The sequence below is a fragment of the Huintestinicola butyrica genome, assembly GCF_025567215.1.
Taxonomy (GTDB): Bacteria; Bacillota; Clostridia; order Oscillospirales; family Ruminococcaceae; genus Huintestinicola; species Huintestinicola butyrica.
Genome location: NZ_JAOQKB010000020.1, coordinates 1 through 22,157 on the forward strand (window position 1 = coordinate 1; position 22,157 = coordinate 22,157).

Consider the following 22,157-nt stretch of genomic DNA (forward strand, 5'->3'; position numbering starts at 1 on the left):
CACAGGCTGGACTGCCGCAAAGATCCTCTGGGTAAAGAACAATGAGCCTGAGAACTATGCAAAGTGCCGCCATATCCTTCTCCCCAAGGATTACATAAGATTCATGCTTACAGGCGAGTATGCTACCGAGGTCTCCGACGCATCGGGAATGCAGCTTCTTGATGTTCCGCACCGCTGCTGGAGCAAGGAGATCTGCGACAAGCTGGGTATTGATATGTCCATGCTGGCAAAGGTATATGAGTCCTGCGAGGTAACGGGAAAGATAACCGAAAAAGCTGCCGAGCTTACAGGTCTCAAGGCAGGAACTATTGTTGCAGGCGGTGCAGGAGACAATGCTGCTGCGGCTGTTGGAACAGGCGTTGTTACCGACGGCAAGGCTTTCACAACTATCGGCACAAGCGGAGTAGTCTTTGCCCACACTTCACAGGTTTCTATTGACCCCAAGGGACGTGTTCACACCTGCTGTGCAGCAGTTCCCGGAGCATGGCACATCATGGGCGTAACTCAGGGCGCAGGACTTTCTCTGAAATGGTTCAGAGACAACTTCTGCAATGCTGAAAAGGAGACCGCAAAGTACATGGGCGTGGACGAGTACTACCTCATGGACAAGGAAGCTGACACTGTTCCCATCGGTGCAAACAGACTGCTTTATCTCCCTTACCTTATGGGCGAGAGAACCCCTCACCTTGACCCCGATGCAAGAGGAATGTTCTTCGGACTTTCCGCAATGCACACAAAGAAGGATATGCTCAGAGCAGTAATGGAGGGTGTTGCATATTCTCTCCGTGACTGCATGGAGATATGCCGTGAAATGAATATCAACGTTTCCGATATGATGGCGTGCGGAGGCGGCGGAAGCTCACCTCTGTGGAGACAGATGCTTGCTGACCTTTACGGCTGCCCCGTAAAGACATCTGCATCTAAGGAAGGCCCTGCACTGGGCGTTGCTATCCTTGCCATGGTAGCGGCAGGCATTTATGCGTCCGTTCCCGAGGCTTGCGAGCAGATCTGCGGCGTTGACAAGGTACAGGAGCCAATCACCGAAAATGTTCCTGTTTATGAGAAGTTTTTCAGACTGTATGACAAGGTTTATCCGGCTGTAAAGGAGCAGATGAAAGAGCTTGCGGAGATGTGAGAGGTATGAGCGAAAAATTTACAGTAATGCGGTTCTTTGGAGATCATATGATACTTCAAAGTGCAACAGAGAACTGTGTTCACGGAAAGTCACCTTCCGATGAAAAGATAACACTTACTGTTTCAGGGAGCAGCGGCGTTGAAAGGGTATTATCTGCCGTTTCAAATGAAAACGGGGAATATGAAATAATTATTCCCCCATATCCGCCTTCATTTGAAAGCTACACATTGACTTTTTCCTGCGGCGGCGAGAAGATAGTATTTTCCGATGTTCTTTTTGGTGAGCTTTATCACATAAGCGGTCAGTCAAATATGGAGCTGCCAATTTTTCGTACCATTGACCCATTAGACCCCAAAATTCCCAAAGGCAGCAGGTTTATAAGAGAATTTCGTGTGCCCGTTGTGTGCTGCTTCGGAAAAGACGAGGAATATGACGATTTTCAGGGCGGCGAGTGGAAATACGCCCTTGGAAATGACATTCTGAATATGAGTGCGGCAGGATATTATTTTTCCGAAAAGCTTTCGGAAAAGCTCGATGTTCCCATCGGACTTGTGAACACCTCTGCGGGAGGTTCTCCCGTTGAAGCGAGAATGCCATACGGAATGCTTATGGAGCTGGGAGGCTATGAGGAGTTCCTTGCCCGCTGCACTGTTCAGGGTTATGAAAAAAATACGGCTGAGGCTGACAGGGCAAAGTACGCAAAATGGTGTGCAGAGCTTGAAAAAAAGGACAGTGTTTCGGGGAATATTTTTACTTCTCCTCCCGAATTTACAAAATGCCGTATTCCTTTCTATTTCAGAGATGACCCCATGCTTTCAAATTTCTGCGGTAGGATATGGTTCAGAAAAAACTTTGTAATTTCCGATGATATGGATATTTCAGGTGCGGTGCTTGTTCTCGGTGCAATGATAGATGCTGACGAGGTGTTTGTTAACGGGGGGGCGGTTGGTTCAACAGGCTATATGTATCCGCCGAGAATTTATCCCGTTCCCGAGGGAGTACTGCGTAGAGGTGAAAATACCCTGCATATCCGTCTTGAAGTAAGACAGGGCAGGGGAGGATTCGTTGAGGGTAAAAAATACTGTCTGAAGCTTGGAGATAAGCTCATTGATCTTTCGGGTGAATGGGAATACGCTGTGGCTGCAAGGGGTGAATATATTTCTCCCGATGTATTCTTTCAAGGACTGCCGCTTTCAATGTATGGCTCACTTACCGCTCCCGCTTTCGGCATAAAATTCAAGGGACTGATATGGTATCAGGGCGAATCCAATGACAGTGCTCCCGAAAGATATTATGAGCTGTTCAAAGCATTTGTGAATATGTACAGGGAACGCTGCGGCTATGAAATTCCCGTGATTTTTACACAGCTCTGCAATTTTGATGACCCTGTTCGGTGCGTTGTACCGCTGTCATGGGCACAGGTAAGAGAGCAGCAGCTAAAATGTCTTGATATTCCCGAAACTGCTATGGCAGTGACAATAGACATAGGGGAATCAAACGATCTTCACCCTATCAATAAGCGTGATGTGGGACGAAGGCTTGCACTCTGCGCAGAGCGGCTCATATATAAGGATAACCTTGTTCCCGAGGACATTTTCCCCCTCAGTGCAGAGCTTATTGAGGACGGCAGGATACTGCTGTCATTTACAGATACCAAGGCTGTCAGAATGGTAAACGACCCGCCGAAGCATTTTGAGCTTATTACTTTAGAGGGAGAAATTCTCCGTCCCTCAGCAAGGCTTACGGATAATGGCTTAGAGCTTCGTTATAAGAGTGAGAATGCTCCTGTTTTACTCAGATATGCCTGGGAAAACGACCCTGTCAAGCCCGATCTTTTCAGCAGTACGGGGCTTCCCGTAACTCCGTTCAGGCTGCCCGTAATTCAGAAAACATTATGGAAAGAGTACTTTATCGGAAGCGGTATCTTTGTCCGTGAATATTATCCCCTGCATCAGGATAATAAATGTGCCGTTATTCTGAGCCACGGCTACAATCAGAATCTTGAAAGCACCTCCGATATTGCCGCAGCTCTTGCCGAAAGAGGTTTCAGGGCATATGCCTTTGATTTCTGCGGCGGGGGATTTGGTTCAAAAAGCATTGGCAGCGGAATTGATATGAGCGTCTCCACGGAAATATCCGATCTGGAAGTTGTGATCGATTATATAAAGAACAACGTATTCCCCGAAAAGCTCTTTTTGTACGGTGAAAGTCAGGGCGGCTTTGTTTCGGCTCTCACAGGGGCAAAGAGGAAGGATATTTCGGGTCTGGTTCTTTTGTATCCTGCGTTCTGTATTCCCGATCAGTGGCTGGGAAGGAATCCTTCAAAAATGACCAAACCCTTTGAATTTATGGGATTTACCATTTCAAAAAAATATTATGACGGTGTTCCCCGATATGATGTTTTTGAAAAGCTCGGAGAATACACCGCCCCCGTTCTTATTATGCACGGCACTTCGGACAGCGTGGTAAATGTTGGCTACGCAAAGAAGGCAGTCAAAGCCTTAAAAAACGCTGAGCTTATCCTGTATGAGGGTGAAGGTCACGGCTTTTCCGAAAAGGCACGAAAAAAGGAAATTAATGATATATCGGAATTTTTAAATAAGATAATTCTTCTGTAAGGAGGTATTAAAAATGAATAACTATGAACACCGCAAGGCAAGAAAAAATATCATAATTACTGATGTTGACGGAAAGCCTGCTTCGGGCAGGCAGGTAATTGTTAAGCTTGAAAACCACAAGTTTTTATTCGGTTGTGGTGCATTTGATGTTTTGGCTTACACAGATGCCGATACAGACGAGAAGAAGGAGCTTTTTGCTCCCCGTGCAAAGCGGTGGGAGAAACTTTTCAATTACGGCACACTTCCTTTTTACTGGGGACAGTACGAGCCTTCCGAGGGTGATGTAAGACAGGACAGAATGATGAAATGCGTTGACCGTATTGTTAAGGACGGAGCAAAGGTAAAGGGACACCCTCTTTGCTGGCATACTGTCTGCGCTGACTGGCTATTAAAGTACAGCGATGAGGAAATTATGCAGAAGCAGCTTGACCGAATTACTCGTGAGGTGAGTGCTTTCAAGGGTAAGGTAGGACTTTGGGACGTTATCAACGAAACTGTTATTATGCCCGATTTTGACAGGTATGACAATGCTGTTACAAGACTTTGCAGACATTACGGAAGAATACCCCTTATCAAATCCGTATTTGCTGCGGCAAAGGCTGCCGACCCCCACGCTGTCCTTCTTATAAACGATTTTAACACCTCCGAGGCATATGCTCATGTAATTGAGGAATGTCTCGAAGCAGGAGTTCCCATTGACGCTATCGGCATTCAGTCTCATCAGCACCAAGGGTATTGGGGCGCAGAAAAGCTTGAAAATGTGCTTTGCCGTTTTGAGCGTTTCGGTCTGCCTATCCATTTTACGGAAAACACACTTATTTCGGGAAAGCCTATGCCTCCCGAGATAGTTGACCTGAACGATTTTCAGCCCGAAAGCTGGGATTCGCTGCCCGAATACGAGGAGCAGCAGAAAAATCAGCTTGAGGAAATGTACCGTATTTTATTTGCTCACCCCCTTGTGGAGGCGGTCACAGGCTGGGACCTGACCGACGGCGGCTGGCTCAATGCTCCAAGCGGTATTCTGAGAAGAGACGGTTCTCCCAAGCCCTCTTATGAAATGCTCACGGGTCTTATCAAAAAAGAATGGTCTACCGAGTATTCGGCTGTGACCGATGATAACGGCTGTTTTGAGCTTTGCGGCTTCAAGGGAGAGTATTCCGTTACAGTTGACGGAAGGAAATATACCCTTATGAACAACGGCAATGACATCGAGGAAGGCTTACAGTTATCTGAGAGGTAAATGCTATGGATATGCTTTATGACTGCTGGCTTGCTTACGGCAAGGACAGTTCGATGCAATGGGCGGAAAAATTTCTTTCAAGGATATGCGTACTCTCATGCGGCAGGGAAATAAGCTCTGCCGCAAAGGAGCTTGAAAGGGCATACAAACGGCTTACGGGAAAAACTTCCGAAAGGATATCCGAGCCTTTTTCGGGAGGGTGCTTTATCCTTCGGGAAAATGAAAGCCTCGGTGAAGGCGGCTACAAAATAACCGTTTCAGATGACAATATCACCGTTGAGGGAGGCAACGAAAACGGCGTTCTTTACGGCGTTTTCAGGTTTCTTATACTCGCCTCTGCGGGATATTTGCCCGAAAGCCTTAACCTTACCGAAAAGCCCTTTTTCCCCCTTAGAATGATAGATCAGTGGGACAATGCCGACGGTACGGTGGAAAGAGGTTATTCGGGAACTTCCTTTTTTTATGAAAACGGCAGACCTGTTTCGGATATGAAAAGGCTGACCGATTATGCAAGACTTCTTTCCTCTGTGGGGATAAATTCCATATGCATTAATAATGTTAATGTGCATAAGAACGAGACATATTTTATCACAGAGAAATTCCTTCCGGATATTGCAAAGATCGCAGACGCTTTCGCCGATTACGGCATAAAGCTGTATCTCAGCGTGAATTTTGCCGCTCCGATGGAAATTGGCGGACTGTCCACAGCCGACCCGTTAGATGAAAGGGTAATAAGCTGGTGGAAATGCAGTGCGGAAAATATTTACAGCCACATTCCCGATTTCGGAGGATTTCTTGTGAAAGCCGATTCGGAAAACCGTCCCGGACCCCATTCCTACGGCAGAGATCACGCTGAGGGTGCAAATATGCTTGCGGCTGCCTTAAAGCCCTATGGCGGAAAGGTGATATGGCGGTGCTTTGTGTATAACTGCCATGTTGACTGGAGAGACAGATCTTCAGACAGGGCAAAGGCGGCTTATGACTGTTTTAAGCCACTGGACGGAAAATTCTCTGACAATGCTTATATCCAGATCAAAAACGGACCAATGGATTTTCAGATCCGTGAAGCGGTCTCGCCACTTTTCGGGGCAATGCCCCATACAAACTGTCTGTGCGAATTTCAGATAGCTCAGGAATACACAGGACAGCAGATAGACCTTTGTTACCTTGTTCCTATGTGGAAGGAATGTCTCGATTTTGATACATATCATGGCGGTGAAGGTTCGCTTGTTAGCAAAAATGTTCTGGGAGCGGCAGGAGTTTCAAATGTGGGCAGCGATCTTTGCTGGACAGGGAATCCTCTTGCAGGGGCTAATCTATACGGCTACGGCAGACTGATCTTTGACCCCGAACTTTCGGCTGAGCAAATAGCGGAAGAATGGGTAAGGGCGGCGGTCACCACCGATAACGAAACGGCTGATATCATATGCCGAATGCTTTTGTCATCAAGGGACATTTACGAAAGCTACACCTCGCCATTGGGGGTGGGCTGGATGGTTACTCCTCATTATCATTACGGGGTGGACGTTGACGGGTACGAGTATTCCCCTTGGGGAACCTATCATTACTCCGACAGAAACGGTATGGGCACAGACAGGACAAAAGCCACGGGAACGGGATATACAGCACAATATGCTCCACATAATGAAGAGATGTATGAAAACCCTGACACCTGTCCCGTGGAATTGCTCTTGTTTTTCCATCATCTTCCTTATACCTATATGCTTAAAAGCGGAAAGACTCTGATACAGCATATCTATGACAGCCATTTTGACGGCGCACAAAAGGCTGAGGAGCTTCTTCTGAAATGGAAGTCCCTTAAAGAGAAGCTGCCCGAGGATATTTACCGAGAAGCGGAGAGCCGATTTGAAAAACAGCTTCAAAACAGCAGGCAGTGGCGAGATGTAATAAACACATATTTCTATCGAAAATCGGGAATAGATGATATTCACAGCAGAAAAATTTACAGTTGATATTTGCACAAAATATAGAAAAAAAAGCACAATAATCGGCAGGAAAAAATAATATGAAAAGCTTATAATATTATTAATAAAAGTTCCTTCACGAAACAAATAGGTAATATATGAAAGGATATGATATTATGAAGCTTTTTATTGACACTGCAAATGTTGATGATATCCGCTGGGCAAATGACCTTGGTGTTATCTGCGGCGTTACCACAAATCCCTCACTTATTGCAAAGGAAGGCCGTGTTTTTGAGGAGGTAGTAAAGGAGATAACCACTATAGTTGACGGTCCTATTTCTGCCGAGGTTATCTCTCTTGAGGCTGATAAAATGGTTGAGGAGGCACTTCCGCTTGCCGCAATACATAAGAACATCGTTATCAAGCTTCCAATGTGCGAGGAGGGCCTTAAAGCCTGCAAAATGCTTACCGCAAAGGGAATAAAGACTAACGTCACCCTGATTTTTTCCGCTGCACAGGCTATACTTGCCGCGAACGCAGGTGCTACCTATGTATCTCCCTTCCTTGGCAGACTTGATGATATTGGTATGGAGGGTCTGAAGCTCATTGAGGAGATCGTTCAGATGTTCAGCGCTCAGTGTATCGATACCAAAATTATTGCTGCATCAATAAGAAATCCCATCCACGTTACCGCTTGTGCAGGACTTGGCTGTGATATTGCAACAGTTCCGGCTAATGTTATCCGACAGATGATAAAGCACCCAATGACCGACAACGGTATTGAACGCTTCCTCAAGGACTGGGAAGGGGCTAAATCTAAATAAAGCGTAATACAATTATGCTTCTCTTGTAAATGCACCAAAAATGACTTTAAGTACCCGGATTATGGGGCCTTAAAGTCATTTTAAAAATTTCCGGAATAGAAGCAAGGAATTTTTCAACAAAATCGTTTATCTCCTGTTCGGAAATAGTTAAAACTTCATTAGCTGTACTTATGAATAACTCCATTAGAAGATTAAAAGCCTGTACTAAACTAATATCAGTAAGCTCATCAGTGCAGCACATGAAAAGCTCACCCATTGAGCGTGGATCATCAGATTCACGCTCAATGGGTGAACATCTACATACCTTATACTAATCACCAATAAAACTATAGACAAAAAATCATCGCATAATCCATATACGCAAGATTATGCTCGGCTTTTTGTATAGTTTTTAATTGGTGCTCAGTATTATTCTTTTTCAATTACGATAAAAGAGCAATTTTTGACGAGCTATAAAACAATAATTGATTAGTCAATTCGTGAAAAATGTGCTATAATATTATAAGAATAAATTATATTTTTTATGACAAGTGAATAAAAGTGCTAAATCAATTGAAGTGAAATCAATGCAATAATACATTTTGAAGCTCCCGAGGTAAATGGATTTCCTCTCTGCACTTATTCTTTCAGGCTGCGCAGCTTCTCAGGCTGATCCGCAGGAAACATTTGCAGAAAGCCTGCATTTGACGGAATGATCGAAGTCGTTAAAAATCAGGAATAACCTAATTTAGCAAATTTAACAAATTTATAATATGGAGGTATTTTTATGAAAAACTTTAAAAGGACAGTAGCAGGAATATCCGCACTTACGTTCGCTCTGGGTCTTACAGCCTGCGGCGGCGGAGATACAGCTACTACTGCACCGGGCAGCAATGACGCTTCAGCTACACAGGCTACAGATGCTACCACCACAGCCGCAACCACTACTGTTACCATGGCAAGTGAGGACGCAGAGGCAGTCAGCGGTGCAACCGCACTTCTCCGTGACGAAGAGCTTGAAAACAAGACTATCAAGTTCCTCAGCCACTGGGATATCAACCCCGCTGAAGGCGTATCTGTTCCCGTACAGCTCGGTATGTTCCAGGAAAAGTACGGCGGAAAGGTCGAGTGGATCCCCACCACATGGGAAACTCGTTACTCCGATCTCAGCACCCTCGTTCTGGGCGGCTCAGGCGTTGACTTCTTCCCCCGTGACGAAGAATCTCTTCCTAAGGGCGTAATCAGCGGAATGTTCCAGCCTGTTGATGATTACATTGATCTTGACAGCGAGCTTTGGTCTGATGTTGCGGTAGCTATGGATAAGTACAACTTCAACGGAAGGCACTATGCTCTTATCTCCAGCGTTTCCGCAGATGCTGTTGTTCTTTACAACAAGCAGACCATTGATGAATACGGCTTTGACGATCCCTGGGAGCTTTACGAGGAAGGCAAGTGGAACTGGGATACATTCTCTGATATGCTCCAGACATTTATTGAAAGTGATCCCGATAAGAATGTAGGTCTTGACGGCTGGTGGTCTGAGCTTGCTCTCTACCGTTCCGGCGGAGAGGCTTTCATTGAAGCTGAGGACGGAAATATTATCGTTAATATGAACAGTGAAAAGATCGAACGTGCAATGAACAATATGCTTAATCTTTATAACAAGGGTCTTGTTATGGACAAGAGTCTTTACGATTGGAATGAGCAGCCCCAGTTCATGGGTGAAGGCAGAGAACTGTTCTATATCACAGGTTCATGGGCTGTCAGAAATCCTCCCGAATTCTGGCCCACAAATATCCCTGCCGAGAATCTCGGTATGGCTCCCGTTCCCAATTCTGCTGATGCAGAACATCCCTGGCAGGCAGCTGTACTTGACGGCTTCTGTATGACAAAGGGTGCTCAGAATCCTCTCGGTGTTGCTCTTTATGTTGAGTGCGGACTTGCTGCTGCTGTTGATGAGGGCGCAAGAGAAGTTAACGATAAGCAGTGCCGTGAAGAATTCAAGTGGCCTCAGGATGTTATCGATCATCTTTATGAGATAAACGACCTTGCTCGTCAGTACCCTGTTGTTGACCTTGCAGGCGGTATGTCAACTGAGATCGAAAGCCTCACCACATCCAATGCAAACAAGAGCGTTGGTCTTAACGCAGCTCTCCACGGTGTTGAGTGGGCTACCACAAGAGAAGAGCTTTCCGGTGCCCTTGATGTTCTCGTTGCAGAGGTTGTTGATGGACTCGAAAAGGCTCAGAACGAATAAGCTCTGAATCAAAAATAAAATAATAATGTGAATTGCCGCAAAGCCTTGCAGATAAAAGTCTTTGCGGCAAGTTATTATATAAGAACCTGTCTTCACAAGCGTATGCGCACGTCTTTTCGGCAAATTTTGCCTTAGACTGCGTTATACTAATCACCAATAAAACTATAGACAAAAAATCGTCGCATAATCCATATACGCAAGATTATGCTCGATTTTTTGTATAGTTTTTAATTGGTTCTTAGTATTAAAAATCCTTGCCGGGCGGCAAGCCCGCCTGCGGATTTTTGCCTTGTCTTAGACAAAATTATGCTCGAAAATCCGCACACATTTCTTGTGAAGACAGGTTTTAAACGATATACGGAAGGTGAATCGTTTTGAAAAATGAAAAAATAAATCCGATCATATCTCTCGATTATCCCGACCCCGATGTTATAAGGGTGGGCGATACATACTATATGGTCTCTACTACAATGCATTTCTTCCCTTGCTGTGAAATTCTCCGTTCCTATGATCTTGTAAACTGGGAACACGCCGTATATGTCTGCGATACCCTTGATAATACTCCCGCTCAGAGACTGGAGGAGGGAAATATTTACGGTCAGGGAATGTGGGCAGCTTGTATAAGATACAATAACGGAAAATATTATGTCTGCTTCTCCTGCAATGACACTCACAAAACATATCTTTACACCACAGAGGATATTTACGGCAAATGGGAAAAAAGCACCATTGAGGGGTTTTATCATGACTGCTCACTTCTCTTTGATGATGACGGACGGGTCTATATTGTTTACGGAAACAGGGAGATATGGCTCACAGAGCTGAGTGATGACCTATCCGCTCCGAAAAAGAATGGCTTGCACAGAAGAATAGTATTTGACAAGGACAATAAAGTGCTCGGATACGAAGGCTCTCACATTTACAAGATAAACGGAAGATATTACGTTTTCTTTATTCATTCCCGCCCCGACAGATGGCTGCGCTGTGAGGCTTGCTTTTCATCAGACAGCCTTGAAGGGGAATTTACAGGGGGAGACTGCCTTGAGGATACTATGGGTTACTGCGGTCAGGGAGTTGCCCAGGGTGGTATTGTCGATACCCCCGACGGTAAATGGTATGCCATTCTCTTTCAGGACAGAGGGGCAGTGGGCAGGATACCCGTTCTCATACCTGTTTCATGGGATAATGACCGACCGATCTTCGGAGAAAATGGTAAAATACCCGAAAGCTTTGAGATACCAACCGCCAAAGCGGGATATTGCTATGCCCCGCTGACCTCCTCCGACGATTTTAAAGGGGAAAAGCTTTCTCCATGCTGGCAGTTTAATCATCAGCCGGATAAGGAATACTATTCTCTTAACCCACAGAAGGGCTGCTACAGAATTACCTCGGGAAGGCTGTGCAGTGATATTCTCCATGCGAAAAACACATTGACTCAACGTATGACTTACCCTCGCTGCACTGCGATCGTAACTATCAACACAAAGGGACTGAAAAACGGCGACGCTGCGGGAATATGCGCTTTACAGGGCTGCTATGCGTGGATAGGAGCGTCTGTGCGGGACGGTGCAAAGTTCATTGAAATGGACTCTATGAGAGAGGACGGTACTGTAATAACAGAAAGCATTCCCCTTGATGCCGATTTTCTCACCGTGGGAATATCCGCCGATTTTGAGAATATGAAGGACGAGGCAGAGCTTTTCTATATTGAAAACGGTGAAAGAAAACAGCTTGGCGGCAAGCACAAATTATATTTTAAGCTTGACCATTTTACAGGCTGCAGAGCGGGACTGTTTATGTATTCAACCGAATCAGCGGGAGGATATGCCGAATTTTCGGAATTTGTAATGAAATGAGCAAAAAATGGAGCGTGATTTTTTTCTCACGCTCCATAAAATTTGGAAGTATATTTTTATTTTAAAAATCAGATACGTTCATTTCATAAACACAAATTCGATCATCTCGAAAAGGCTTCTGTTCTTGAAATAATCAGCAGTCCAGCCGTGATAATCCGTTGATATCTTAAAATAAACAGCGTGTCTGCCCGTAACAGCTTTGACGATCGTTTTAACGATACCGCTGCCCTGACCGATATCACAGACTCCGATCTCCTCATCGTCGGCGAATATGTGCATATGACAGTTACAGCCTGTTCCGTTGATCTTAGCGGCAAATTCCATTGTTTTGCTTGAAAAGTCCTCACCAAAATCAAAATACTTGTAGCCGATAACATCACCGTCGTGAATGTTCATTATTACCCGTTCAAACAGATTCTTTTCGGTAATAAAGGACCTTCCTTTAAGAACGCAGGCAATATCCGCAGGAGTGATCTCATAGGGGTTAAGGCTGTCTGCAAATCCCAGAGATGTGGGTTCAACAGGTGGGATAGTACCGTCGGGAAGGATTTCGATCTTTTCAACGCAGCCACGTCTTGACATGATAGTACCGTTTGTCATTCTGTGATAGAAAACATACCACTGACCGTTTATGCAGGCAACAGAACCGTGATCGTTTCCGCCGGGGTAATCCACTCCGCTGTCGATAATATATCCCTTGTATGTAAAAGGTCCTGTGGGACTGTCGGAGGTCGCATACGCAAGCCTGCTGCAATGCTTGGGGGAGTATATCATATAATATGTGCCGTTAATTTTTCTGGGTGAGCAAGCCTCAAAGAAAAGGGAATCCTCTTCGCTGAAATTGCCCTTTTCCGTGGTTTCCTTAGGGATAAAATCTTCTATGCAGGTGTTGTCCAAAACCTCGTACATATTGTTGCTGTTAAGCTCAGCAAGGAATGATTTAAGATATCCGCAGTAAATATATGTGCGTCCGTCATCGTCCACAAGCACACCCGGGTCAATAAAAATACCGCCGCAGCAAATTTCATCGGGTATGGTATATTTATACTTTGACACAAGAGTAAAAGGACCTTCGGGTCTGTCACTTACGGCAACGCAGCCCTTTGAATTTGCGATATAAGCGTAAAGATAGTATTTTCCGTCCTTTCCGCAAACAACATCGGGGGCAAAAAGTCTGGACTGCTCCGTTCCCCAGTCAATGTCGGAAGGGTGATCTCTGTCGGAACGGGTGTGGAAGATATCTCCGTGACATACCCACTTTGTAGGGTCGGAAACAGGTGCGCTCCAGCATTTTAAAACATAATCGCAGAACTCGTCTGCACCTGCAGAGTCATGAGAGCCGTAAATATAGATTCTGTCACCGAAAACTCTCGGTTCGCCGTCGGGAATGTATTCCCATTTTGGAAGATATGGATTCATAAATTTTCGCCCTTTCCCATATATTTTGCCGATTTCTGACTGCTATTTTCATAAAAAACTATCCCCCCCAAGCCATGCCCGGGAGGATAATTTTTATAGGAGAAAAAAATGAAGATAGCTTTTTAATAAGATTTACTGTAATTATATTATAGCTCAAAGAACCTGATAGTGCCAATTAAAAATTGTGCAATGTATATATTTTTTTGCGGTAGTACCGAATAGATCACTTAAAGATGACCTGTAATACTAAATAAAACTATAGACAAAAAATCATCGCATAATCCATATACGCAAGATTATGCTCAATTTTTTGTATAGTTTTTAATTGGTGTTTAGTATAAGTGAGTAAAAAAAACTCCCCCTCCGTCTTTGTTGGCGGAGGGGGAGTTTTTTACATCATTCAAGTGTAAACGATCTGAGCATTGAATTGCCGCTGCCCTTGAAGGTGAGGTAAACCGAATTAACACCGTCGGGGAGACTAATGTCCGAGCTGTATGTTTCCCAGACATTGCTGAATTCCACTTTTATCTCACCGAGGCTATCGCCGTCCCATTTGGTTCTCACTTCGTATATGCCCTGAGCATATCCTCTTGTGGTAACGGATACCCTGCTGACATTATGACAATCGAAATATTTGAATCCCGCAGTAGTGCCGTCGGTGATATTGCCGATATAACCTGTTTCCTCGTCACCGTCTCTGCCGTCCTGCATGATCTTCGGAGCACCCTCCTCACCCAGATATAAGGAGTGCTTCGGAGTGAAAAGATTGCAGGCAAGGTATGCGGGATATTCGCCCTTACCTTCAAGAGGACCGCCGTTAAGTCCGCAGGAGGTCATTTCCGCCTGAGTAAATGAGCCGTCGTCATTAAGCTCCAGCCTTTCCGCACAGCCCTGTCTGCTGTACCATGTGCCGTTAGTGTGACGGTGATAGAAAATGTACCAATTATCATTTATCATGACAATGCTGCCGTGATTGTTTGCCCCCATTGCCATAGGCAGCTTGGCGGGCTTGTAGCTGTCAATGTGCAGATCGGTGTTGCTGATAAGCACTCCGCCGTACTCAAAGCCTTCAAGCGGACTGTCGCTTAAGGCATAGCAAAGCTCGTGCATGACCTCGGAGGAGTAGATCAGACAATATTTTTCCCCCACCTTTCGGATAGATGAAGCCTCAAAAAAGGCGTGTCCTTCAAAACCTGTACCGCTGCTGTATTCACAACCGGGTATAACTGTTACAGGCTCGGACTTAACAGTGAGCATATCCTTGTCAAGTACCACAGCTCTTGAACCTGTTCTGCCCTTATCTCCCTTACCGCAGAATCCGCTGTAAAGATAAGTGTTTTCTCCTTCTGTGATAACCCCGGGGTCAAACTGCGGCTCGTCTCCCTCACGTTCCCCAAGCCTTGTTCCGTCGGGATAATGAACATATCCGTAAAACTCATATTTTCCCGCAGGAGTGTCGCATACAGCAACAGACATGACCTGCACCTTGTCAAGAACATAGTAGAGATAGTATCGTCCGTCAGGTCCCACGGTAACATCGGGGGCATAAAGGCACATCTTTCCGTCCTTGTTCATAGGGTCATCGCATCTGCCGTAAATAACGCCCTCACAACGCCAGTCACCCAAATCATCAACAGGCGCAGACCAGCACATATAGTCACCCATGCAAAAAACATATCCGTTAAAAAAATCGTGAGAGCCGTAAACATAAACTCTGTCCCCGAAAACATAAGGCTCGCCGTCGGGAATGTATTCCCAGCTCGGTAGATAGGGGTTGAATGCAGGTGTTTTACTCATTTTATTTTTCCTCCCATTTCTCTCATAACAGTTGCGTTTGTCAGGAATGAAACAAACTCGCTTTCGGCAGCAGCGGACTTTGCACCCTCAGATGTAAACAGCATTTCAGCCCTGTTATCCTCGGTGTATTTATCCCATTTTGGAAGTGCCTCACCGTTCCTGTCCTTGCCGTTGGGGTCGCCCGTTTTGATAAAGTTTATCCAATAGCTGCTCATCTGCCTTGCAAGGTCGTAATGTCTGCCTGTATATGGTCTGGTGCATTTTGCAATAGTGTCAAAGAAAAACCACAGATCAACCGAATGGAATGTACCCGGGTTATCGTCCCCGGGAATATCGGGTATAAAACGGTAATAATAGCAGTCTCGGGGTTCGTTCAGTCTGTTTTCGCAGATAAAGGCGGATTTCACACCGATCTCGGGGTGACTGACAGCTGCATAACCGCACCATGATTTTTTCACCGCTTCGTCAAATCCGAGGAATTTCTCTGCATTATCACCGAAATATTTTATCGCTTTATTTCTCAGCTCATCAGTATCATCAGCCTTGATCCCCTCAATAAATTCATCTCCCGTATTTCCTGCCATAACGGGAACTCTCACACGATCGCCCGAATAAAAGGCTTTCATAGCATCGCCCTTGCAGAATTTGTCGTCCTGTACAATGCAGAACATAACATTTCTCACGCCTCTGAACTCGGAATATTTACTTCTTACAAAAGAAGCATCAAGCTTTCTTGCCTCTTCAAGTGAGGAAACACCCATAAAGCTGAAAAACTCCTCCCCAAGCTTCTCTGCCTTTTCAAGAGGGAGCGGAACAAAAAAAGGATTTGTCTCATAAGGACTGCGGAACATTCCGCTAAGTACAACGGCTTTGTTGAAAGCTCCCTCATTATCTCTGCAAGCCATCTGAGCAAGAACACTTCCGCCTCCTGCAGACTGACCCGCAATAGTGATATTGTCAGGATCGCCGCCGAATGAAGAGATGTTTCTTTTAACCCAGCGAACGCCTGCCTGCTGGTCAAGGCTGCCGAAATTGCAGGGAGCATCGGGCTGAGCTGCAGTAATATCGGGGTGAGCAAGAAAACCTAACGCACCGAGACGATAGTTAACGGTGACTACAACAACACCCTGTCTTGCGAGACGTTCACCGTCAAACTCCATTTCCGAGGTATAACCCCACTGATAACCGCCGCCGAAGAACCACACAAGAACAGGCAGTCTTTCATCGGTGCTCTTTGCATTCGTCCATACATTAAGGTAAAGACAGTCCTCGCTCATGGGAATGTCGGGGTCAACGTGCCATTCACGGCAGTAAATATCCGTACCAAGTCCGGGGACGTCCTGCATAGAAATCGGAGCAAAGGTAAAAGCGTCAAGGATACCCTTCCAATTTTTGCATGGCTGAGGAGCACGCCAGCGGTTTTCTCCTATGGGCGGCGCAGCAAAGGGGATACCCTTAAACGCCGAAACTCTGGGGTCGGCGGCGGGAAGTCCCCTGACCGTTCCATTCTCTGTTTCCGCAATTCTTATCATAAGTATCATCTCCGAAAATGAATTATTGCAAATATATTACCATATTTATCTTGAGTTTTCAAGAAAAAATGTGCGATATGCTTAGCGTTAATGTTCATTTTTTGCGATTTGAGAATAACAATAAGTGATACATCACAATTTTTGATAGTTAAAAAAGCAATAATCGAATTGCGGCAGTTGTTTTTTTGTGCTATAATTTTTTTTAAAGGATATGATGATCGTATCAAAAAATTACGGAGATGATGCTATGAACTTAAAAAAAACAACAGCGGCACTGCTCTGTATGCTGATGCTTTCAGCCTGCGGTAATGAAGTGAAAAGTGAAGGTGCCGAAACCGTTGCCTCAACCGCTGCCGAAACCACATTGGCAGTGACAGAAGCTGAAAGCGGAAACAACGCTCCCAAGATCAAAGAGGATTTTACAAAAGATATGACTGCCGCAAGAGGACGTGGAAGTGCCTCTGTAGCTTTGGTAGATGATACAACAGCCTCCGACGGAAAGGCAATGCTCATCAGCGGCAGACAGGAAGCGTGGAACGGTGCCGAGTATCCCGCAGAGCTTTTCAGGGGCAATGAAATTGAGGTGTCAGGCTCATTTAAAAGCTCCAATCCCTCGGTAAGGGTATCGGTACAGTACACAGTCATGGGAAACACCTGCTATAACGGAGTTTTCACTGTAAATACCAATGACAGCACATATTCCTCGGGGAACGGCAGCTTTATCATTCCTGACAGTGCGGAAAGCATTCTCGTTTATATCGAAAGCGATAATCTTGACGATATTTATGCCGATGATTTTTCCGTAACGGTCAAGGGTGAATATACATATCTTGCAACTCCTGCCGAGCTTCCCTTTGCCGACACATCGGGATATCCTTCCTTAAAGGATGCCTATTCGGATTACTTCCGTATCGGTGTGGCAATTTCCCCCGCAATTCTTGAAAAGCCCGAATACAGCGAGCTTGTCAAGGCACAGTTCAACAGCGTAACAATGGAAAACAACATGAAGCCCGAAGCGATATTCGATCATCAGAAAAACGTTTCCGACCCCGAAAAATATATGGAATGCCCCGCACTGCGTTTCGACCGTTTCAAGTCGGAGCTGGATTTTGCAAGGGATAACGGAATGACCGTCAGAGGTCACACACTTGTATGGCATTCTCAGACACCCAACTGGATATTCTACAAGGACTATAAGGTGGGCGGAGAGCTTGCAGACCGTGAGCTTATGCTAAAGCGCATGGAAAACTACATAAAGAGCGTTATGGAGTGGACAAACGAAAATTACCCCGGACTTATCAGCGCATGGGACGTGGTTAACGAAGCCGCAGCAGACGACGGCGGCATGAGAGAGAGTCTTTGGTACGAAACTATCGGCGATGATTATATCGCAAAGGCATTTGAATTTGCCCGCAAGTATGCTCCCGAGGGAACAAAGCTTTTCTACAACGACTACAACAGCTACATGGCAGGCAAACAGAAGGATATCCTTGCATTCTTAAAACCTATTGCAGAAGCAGGAAACATTGACGGAATGGGTATGCAGACTCATATCAATACAGGTACCAGTCCTGCACTTTACATGATCGCTCTGAAAAAATACCATGAGGAGCTGGGTGTTGAGATACACATAACCGAGCTTGATGTGGGAACACAGAAAAACGGCGACTGGGAAAAGACTCAGGGAGATTATTACAGAGATTTTATGCAGAGACTTGTTGAGCTTAAAAAAGAGGGCGTTCCCATTACAAGCGTAACTCTGTGGGGTCTTACCGATGCGCTTTCATGGAGAGCGGGAGAATTCCCCCTTCTGTTCAATGCAGATCTTTCCAAAAAGCCTGCATTTGACGGAATGATCGAAGGTGCAACAGATCCCCGCTCATAATTCAAAAAAGCATGAATCAAAAAACGGACTGCTGCGGCAAACGCTGTAACAGTCCGTTTTGTGTATTATTGCAACATTATTTTGCTTCCTGTAATATTGGTTTTATTATTTCCCATTGACTTTCCGTCATATCACTTGTATATCTCATTCTTCTTTTATTATACCACATTTATCTTGTGAAGACAAGTTCTTATTTTGTATTGATTATTTCTTTCGCTTTGCAAAAATTCTGCTTAATTCTTTAGAAGTTCCATTATTTTGGATTTGAATGTTCGTCCACTTAAAGGAATCGGGTGTTATATCTGAAAAAATAAATTGATTGTCAGGTACTTCCTGCACTGTTCCGACAAGCTTATCACATTCTTTTTTCCAGTTTACATGAATCATATAATCCTTGGTGCTGTAAACCATGTTGTAGCATTTTTCGTCAAAGTTAAATTTACGCAGTGCTACACCATATTCTCCGTCTTCCTGAGGGTTTGTAATTCTTTCTGTTCTGGAAGGGCAGATAAAAAGATCCTGGACGATTGAACCCTCTAAAATTTTTCTGAAGATCCATTCACCAATAACATGACGGGGCTGTGGACTTTCCAAATTATCATAATAATCAAAATCCCAATCTCCAATCAAAGGAGCATACCAATCATATTCTTCCAGAATTATTTTATCTGCATTATTTAATAATGCATCTGTAAATTCGTCTTTCATATTGTTTTTCCTTCTGATAAATAAATCCTTTGACGAGCAGTTATGCTCGAACTAATGCTAAAAACATTATACCACATTCGATTACAGAAATCAAATATAAATTTCAAGAAAGGAAAACACCGCAATTCGAAAAAACAGCCAATACATTTCAATATCCGACTACTGCAAAGCGAACGGGTTGAAGCCAACAAAATTTTATGAAACGTTGAGCCGACACCCGGAGCTTGCAAAGAAATTCAAAACCAACGCCAAGGGCGAACGTTTGCTTGATGAAAAAGCAATAACGGCGGCAGGGGCAATTCTCCGCAAAGAGAACAGAGCCAAGCAGGGCAGAAGTTCCGCTTCCTCTGCTGCCGATGAAATAAATATTCTTGCGGCGAAAAAATGAAGTGCTGCGAAATGAGATGAGCAATTTAATTTTTGGTCAAGCACTTACCCCCTGCATAGCATTGACCGCTCTGCAGGGGGGATAATCATTTATCATTATTTTCGGACGAACCCGAATTTTTTTCACCAAGCTCACGCAGCTGCTTTTCCATCGCAGACTGCTTTGCAAGAATGGCGTTGACTTTGTCGTAAAGGTCCTCTATCATGATCTCCGTCTTGAGATTGACCTTGTAGTCATTCTCAGCCCTGCGGCGGTCTTTTTCCTCCTGGCGGTTCTGGCTCATCATAATAAGCGGAGCCTGAATGGCGGCAACGCAGGACAGAACCAGGTTCAGCAGTATGAATGGGTATGGGTCAAATGCCTTTGCGGCAAGAACCGCATTAACTATCATCCACAAAATAAGCACGCCTGTAAACGAAAAGATGAATGCCCAGCTTCCCGCAAATTGCGCAATGGTATCGGCGGCTCGCTGTCCGAGTGTGGATTTTTCCTTTTCATTCTGAGGACTTACCGAAATTTTGCTGTCAGCCAGCATATTAAGGACTTCCTCGTCCGTCATGTCATGACGGATATCTTCAAGAACTTCTTTAAGCAGCTTTCGATTTTCCTTCATTTTGGTTACTCCTATTATTTGATATCGCTTTTAATTATAATTGAGCTTGTTATACCCACTATACCATATTTTTGTATCAAAAGTCAATCCGAAATTGATGATGACATCTCAGAACCCGTCTTCACAAGCATATGCGCACGTCTTTTCGGCAAATTTTGCCGCAGACTGCGTTAAAAATCCTTGCCGGGCGAAAGCCCGCCTGCGGATTTTTGCCTACTCTGCAACAAAATTATGCTCGAAAATCCGCACACATTTCTTATGAAGACAGGTTCTCAGCTTATTGACAATCCCTTCCCGCTATGCTATAATCAACCATAGCGGCTCAAAAAAATCTCGGAGGTTTATGATGGAAAAGAAATTACACAGCTTCATCTGCACAGAGGATAATGTGCGGATAGGCGGCAGAACTATGCTTGAAAACGATATCAGATACATGGACTACACCTGCACATATGTGGAGTTCACATTTACGGGTACATATGCCGAGGCAGAGATAATAAGCGACCTTACACCCTCCGAGGATATTTTCAGGGCGTGGGCTGTGGTGTGCATCAACGGTTCGGCTCAGCCCGCAAAGCGCTTCAAGCTTGACAGCAAAAGGGCAGCATATGAGCTTTATTCTTCCGATAAGGAGGAGACCGTCACGATCCGCCTGATGAAAGTGTCCGAAGCGGCATTTTCCAAAATGGGCGTGGCAGAGATACGCATAGACGGCAAGCTTCTCCCTCCCCCCAAGCCTCAGTATCAGCGCAGGATAGAATTTGTGGGCGACTCAATAACCTGCGGATACGGAATCGACGGCGTGTGGAACAAGGACGTTTTTTCCACCGAGACCGAGAACCCCATCAAGGGCTATGCCTATAAGACCGCTCAGCTCTGCAAGTCCGAGTTCCAGTATGTTTCATGGAGCGGAATGGGCGTGCTTTCCAGCTGGGTAGATGAAAAGGCGGAAAAGCCCCTTGACAACTGGCTTATAACCGATATTTACCCCTACACCGACAGCGGACTGGAAAACACTCTGGGACGTGAGGGCCACGAAAATCATACAAAGTGGGATTTTTCAAAGTATGTTCCGCAGGTCATAGTGTTCAATATGGGCACAAACGACCAGTCATGGACAAAGAAGATACCCGAAAGAGTGGAGCAGTTCGGCGAGAAGTATTATGCGTTCATAAAGATGCTGCGTGAGCATAATCCGAACGCATATATCGTCTGCGCATACGGCGTAATGGACGACCCTCTTGCGGAAACGGAGGAAGCGCAGATAGAGCGTTTCAAGAGCGAGCTTGATGATAATATCGAGTTTGTACGTCTCCCCGTCCAGCAGGAAGCAGACGGCATCGGCGCCGATTGGCACCCCTCGGAGAATACACATACAAAAATGGCGATACTTCTTTCGGAAAAGATAAACGGCATTTTTGAGAAAATGGGAATGTAATAGAGAAAGAGCTGTTCACACATTGTGGCAGCTCTTTTTGGTATGTGTGGATATCAAGAAAATCAGCACAAATAAGCACAAAGGTAAAGGGTTTAGGTCAAGCCTTTTTCCCGAAAGGCTTGCGGGAGTCAAGGGGGCGGAGCCTCCTTGTCGTCCTCCGCAGAGGGCGAAATCCGTTTGCGAACGGTAAAAGCAAATAAAGTATAGCCAACTGACATACAAATTCTAAAGCCGCCTGCACCGTAAATTCAGAACCAAATTAAACGAACATTTTATTTCAAACAAATCAAAAACTTTTTCATGCAGGCGGCTTGAAACCAAGAGCCGTTCCGTCAGGAACGACGATTTTGGTTTCCGCCGATAGGCGCAGGTACGGACAAATCAACTTTTTATTTTTATAAAGTCCGTACCATGCAAAGGAGACACCTAAGGAGAGAGGGAGGAAACCAAAAACCAACAAAAGCGGGCATTCCCCCCTCTCTCCTACGGTTTCTCCTCTGCACTCCTCTTCCCTACCCTCTCACCCCCACTAAGCCCGCTTTT

The 22,157-nt window shown here is 45.1% G+C and carries 16 protein-coding genes; 10 read left to right on the top strand and 6 right to left on the bottom strand.

What is annotated here, in order from left to right; all coding sequences use genetic code 11:
* The 5 genes from xylB to fsa all read left to right on the top strand — a co-directional run.
* A partial coding sequence (gene xylB, locus OCV68_RS14045) for a xylulokinase (RefSeq protein WP_262573596.1) occupies window positions 1-1,135 on the top strand: 1,135 nt, incomplete at its 5' end.
* Between the two features lie 5 nt (window positions 1,136-1,140).
* Complete coding sequence (locus tag OCV68_RS14050; protein ID WP_262573598.1) at window positions 1,141-3,753, top strand: alpha/beta fold hydrolase; 2,613 nt, start codon at window positions 1,141-1,143, stop codon at window positions 3,751-3,753.
* Between the two features lie 13 nt (window positions 3,754-3,766).
* A complete protein-coding gene (locus OCV68_RS14055) occupies window positions 3,767-4,993 on the top strand; it encodes an endo-1,4-beta-xylanase (protein WP_262573601.1) in 1,227 nt (408 codons plus the stop codon).
* Window positions 4,994-4,998: 5 nt separating this feature from the next.
* Entirely contained in the window at window positions 4,999-6,966 is a 1,968-nt protein-coding gene (locus OCV68_RS14060; protein ID WP_262573604.1) for an alpha-glucuronidase family glycosyl hydrolase, read from the top strand.
* 128 nt (window positions 6,967-7,094) lie between these two features.
* Entirely contained in the window at window positions 7,095-7,742 is a 648-nt protein-coding gene (fsa, locus tag OCV68_RS14065) for a fructose-6-phosphate aldolase (RefSeq protein ID WP_262573607.1), read from the top strand.
* 46 nt (window positions 7,743-7,788) lie between these two features.
* Here fsa and OCV68_RS14070 read toward each other — a convergent pair whose 3' ends face one another.
* Entirely contained in the window at window positions 7,789-7,998 is a 210-nt protein-coding gene (locus OCV68_RS14070; RefSeq protein ID WP_262573608.1) for a hypothetical protein, read from the bottom strand.
* Between the two features lie 510 nt (window positions 7,999-8,508).
* On the opposite strand from OCV68_RS14070, the gene OCV68_RS14075 reads away from it, so the two are divergent.
* Entirely contained in the window at window positions 8,509-9,978 is a 1,470-nt protein-coding gene (locus tag OCV68_RS14075; RefSeq protein ID WP_262573611.1) for an ABC transporter substrate-binding protein, read from the top strand.
* A gap of 374 nt (window positions 9,979-10,352) precedes the next feature.
* Window positions 10,353-11,834, top strand: coding sequence for a glycoside hydrolase family 43 protein (locus tag OCV68_RS14080; protein ID WP_262573613.1), 1,482 nt, complete (start codon window positions 10,353-10,355; stop codon window positions 11,832-11,834).
* A gap of 78 nt (window positions 11,835-11,912) precedes the next feature.
* Here OCV68_RS14080 and OCV68_RS14085 read toward each other — a convergent pair whose 3' ends face one another.
* The 3 genes from OCV68_RS14085 to OCV68_RS14095 all read right to left on the bottom strand — a co-directional run bounded on the left by OCV68_RS14085 (window position 11,913) and on the right by OCV68_RS14095 (window position 16,582).
* On the bottom strand, window positions 11,913-13,253 hold the full coding sequence (locus OCV68_RS14085) for a family 43 glycosylhydrolase (protein ID WP_262573614.1): 1,341 nt from the start codon (window positions 13,251-13,253) through the stop codon (window positions 11,913-11,915).
* A 396-nt stretch (window positions 13,254-13,649) separates the two neighbouring features.
* Window positions 13,650-15,050, bottom strand: a complete 1,401-nt coding sequence (locus OCV68_RS14090; RefSeq protein ID WP_262573615.1) for a family 43 glycosylhydrolase — start codon at window positions 15,048-15,050, stop codon at window positions 13,650-13,652.
* Window positions 15,047-16,582 carry a carboxylesterase/lipase family protein gene (locus OCV68_RS14095; protein WP_262573616.1) on the bottom strand — a complete coding sequence of 512 codons (1,536 nt, stop codon included), beginning with the start codon at window positions 16,580-16,582 and terminating at the stop codon, window positions 15,047-15,049. The genes OCV68_RS14090 and OCV68_RS14095 overlap by 4 nt, the downstream gene beginning before the upstream one ends.
* 247 nt (window positions 16,583-16,829) lie before the next feature.
* On the opposite strand from OCV68_RS14095, the gene OCV68_RS14100 reads away from it, so the two are divergent.
* Entirely contained in the window at window positions 16,830-18,467 is a 1,638-nt protein-coding gene (locus tag OCV68_RS14100) for an endo-1,4-beta-xylanase (protein WP_262573617.1), read from the top strand.
* A 204-nt stretch (window positions 18,468-18,671) separates the two neighbouring features.
* Here the strand turns inward: OCV68_RS14100 and OCV68_RS14105 are convergent, their stop codons facing one another.
* The gene (locus OCV68_RS14105) at window positions 18,672-19,175 is read right to left on the bottom strand and encodes a hypothetical protein (RefSeq protein WP_147623095.1); all 504 of its coding nucleotides are present in this window, start codon (window positions 19,173-19,175) and stop codon (window positions 18,672-18,674) included.
* A gap of 178 nt (window positions 19,176-19,353) precedes the next feature.
* Between OCV68_RS14105 and OCV68_RS14110 the strand changes: the two genes are divergently transcribed.
* The gene (locus OCV68_RS14110) at window positions 19,354-19,563 is read left to right on the top strand and encodes a hypothetical protein (RefSeq protein ID WP_262573619.1); all 210 of its coding nucleotides are present in this window, start codon (window positions 19,354-19,356) and stop codon (window positions 19,561-19,563) included.
* Between the two features lie 85 nt (window positions 19,564-19,648).
* On the opposite strand, the gene OCV68_RS14115 is transcribed toward OCV68_RS14110, so the two are convergent.
* The gene (locus tag OCV68_RS14115) at window positions 19,649-20,176 is read right to left on the bottom strand and encodes a DUF1003 domain-containing protein (protein ID WP_022475479.1); all 528 of its coding nucleotides are present in this window, start codon (window positions 20,174-20,176) and stop codon (window positions 19,649-19,651) included.
* A gap of 346 nt (window positions 20,177-20,522) precedes the next feature.
* On the opposite strand from OCV68_RS14115, the gene OCV68_RS14120 reads away from it, so the two are divergent.
* Window positions 20,523-21,614, top strand: coding sequence for an SGNH/GDSL hydrolase family protein (locus OCV68_RS14120; RefSeq protein WP_262573621.1), 1,092 nt, complete (start codon window positions 20,523-20,525; stop codon window positions 21,612-21,614).
* Window positions 21,615-22,157 lie beyond the last annotated feature (543 nt).

Coding starts and splice junctions, on each gene's coding strand:
- OCV68_RS14050 (WP_262573598.1), top strand. CDS start 1,141: ATGAGCGAAAAATTTACAGTAATGCGGTTCTTTGGAGATCATATGATA.
- OCV68_RS14055 (WP_262573601.1), top strand. CDS start 3,767: ATGAATAACTATGAACACCGCAAGGCAAGAAAAAATATCATAATTACT.
- OCV68_RS14060 (WP_262573604.1), top strand. CDS start 4,999: ATGGATATGCTTTATGACTGCTGGCTTGCTTACGGCAAGGACAGTTCG.
- fsa (WP_262573607.1), top strand. CDS start 7,095: ATGAAGCTTTTTATTGACACTGCAAATGTTGATGATATCCGCTGGGCA.
- OCV68_RS14070 (WP_262573608.1), bottom strand. CDS start 7,998: ATGGGTGAGCTTTTCATGTGCTGCACTGATGAGCTTACTGATATTAGT.
- OCV68_RS14075 (WP_262573611.1), top strand. CDS start 8,509: ATGAAAAACTTTAAAAGGACAGTAGCAGGAATATCCGCACTTACGTTC.
- OCV68_RS14085 (WP_262573614.1), bottom strand. CDS start 13,253: ATGAATCCATATCTTCCAAAATGGGAATACATTCCCGACGGCGAACCG.
- OCV68_RS14090 (WP_262573615.1), bottom strand. CDS start 15,050: ATGAGTAAAACACCTGCATTCAACCCCTATCTACCGAGCTGGGAATAC.
- OCV68_RS14095 (WP_262573616.1), bottom strand. CDS start 16,582: ATGATAAGAATTGCGGAAACAGAGAATGGAACGGTCAGGGGACTTCCC.
- OCV68_RS14100 (WP_262573617.1), top strand. CDS start 16,830: ATGAACTTAAAAAAAACAACAGCGGCACTGCTCTGTATGCTGATGCTT.
- OCV68_RS14105 (WP_147623095.1), bottom strand. CDS start 19,175: ATGAAAGACGAATTTACAGATGCATTATTAAATAATGCAGATAAAATA.
- OCV68_RS14115 (WP_022475479.1), bottom strand. CDS start 20,176: ATGAAGGAAAATCGAAAGCTGCTTAAAGAAGTTCTTGAAGATATCCGT.
- OCV68_RS14120 (WP_262573621.1), top strand. CDS start 20,523: ATGGAAAAGAAATTACACAGCTTCATCTGCACAGAGGATAATGTGCGG.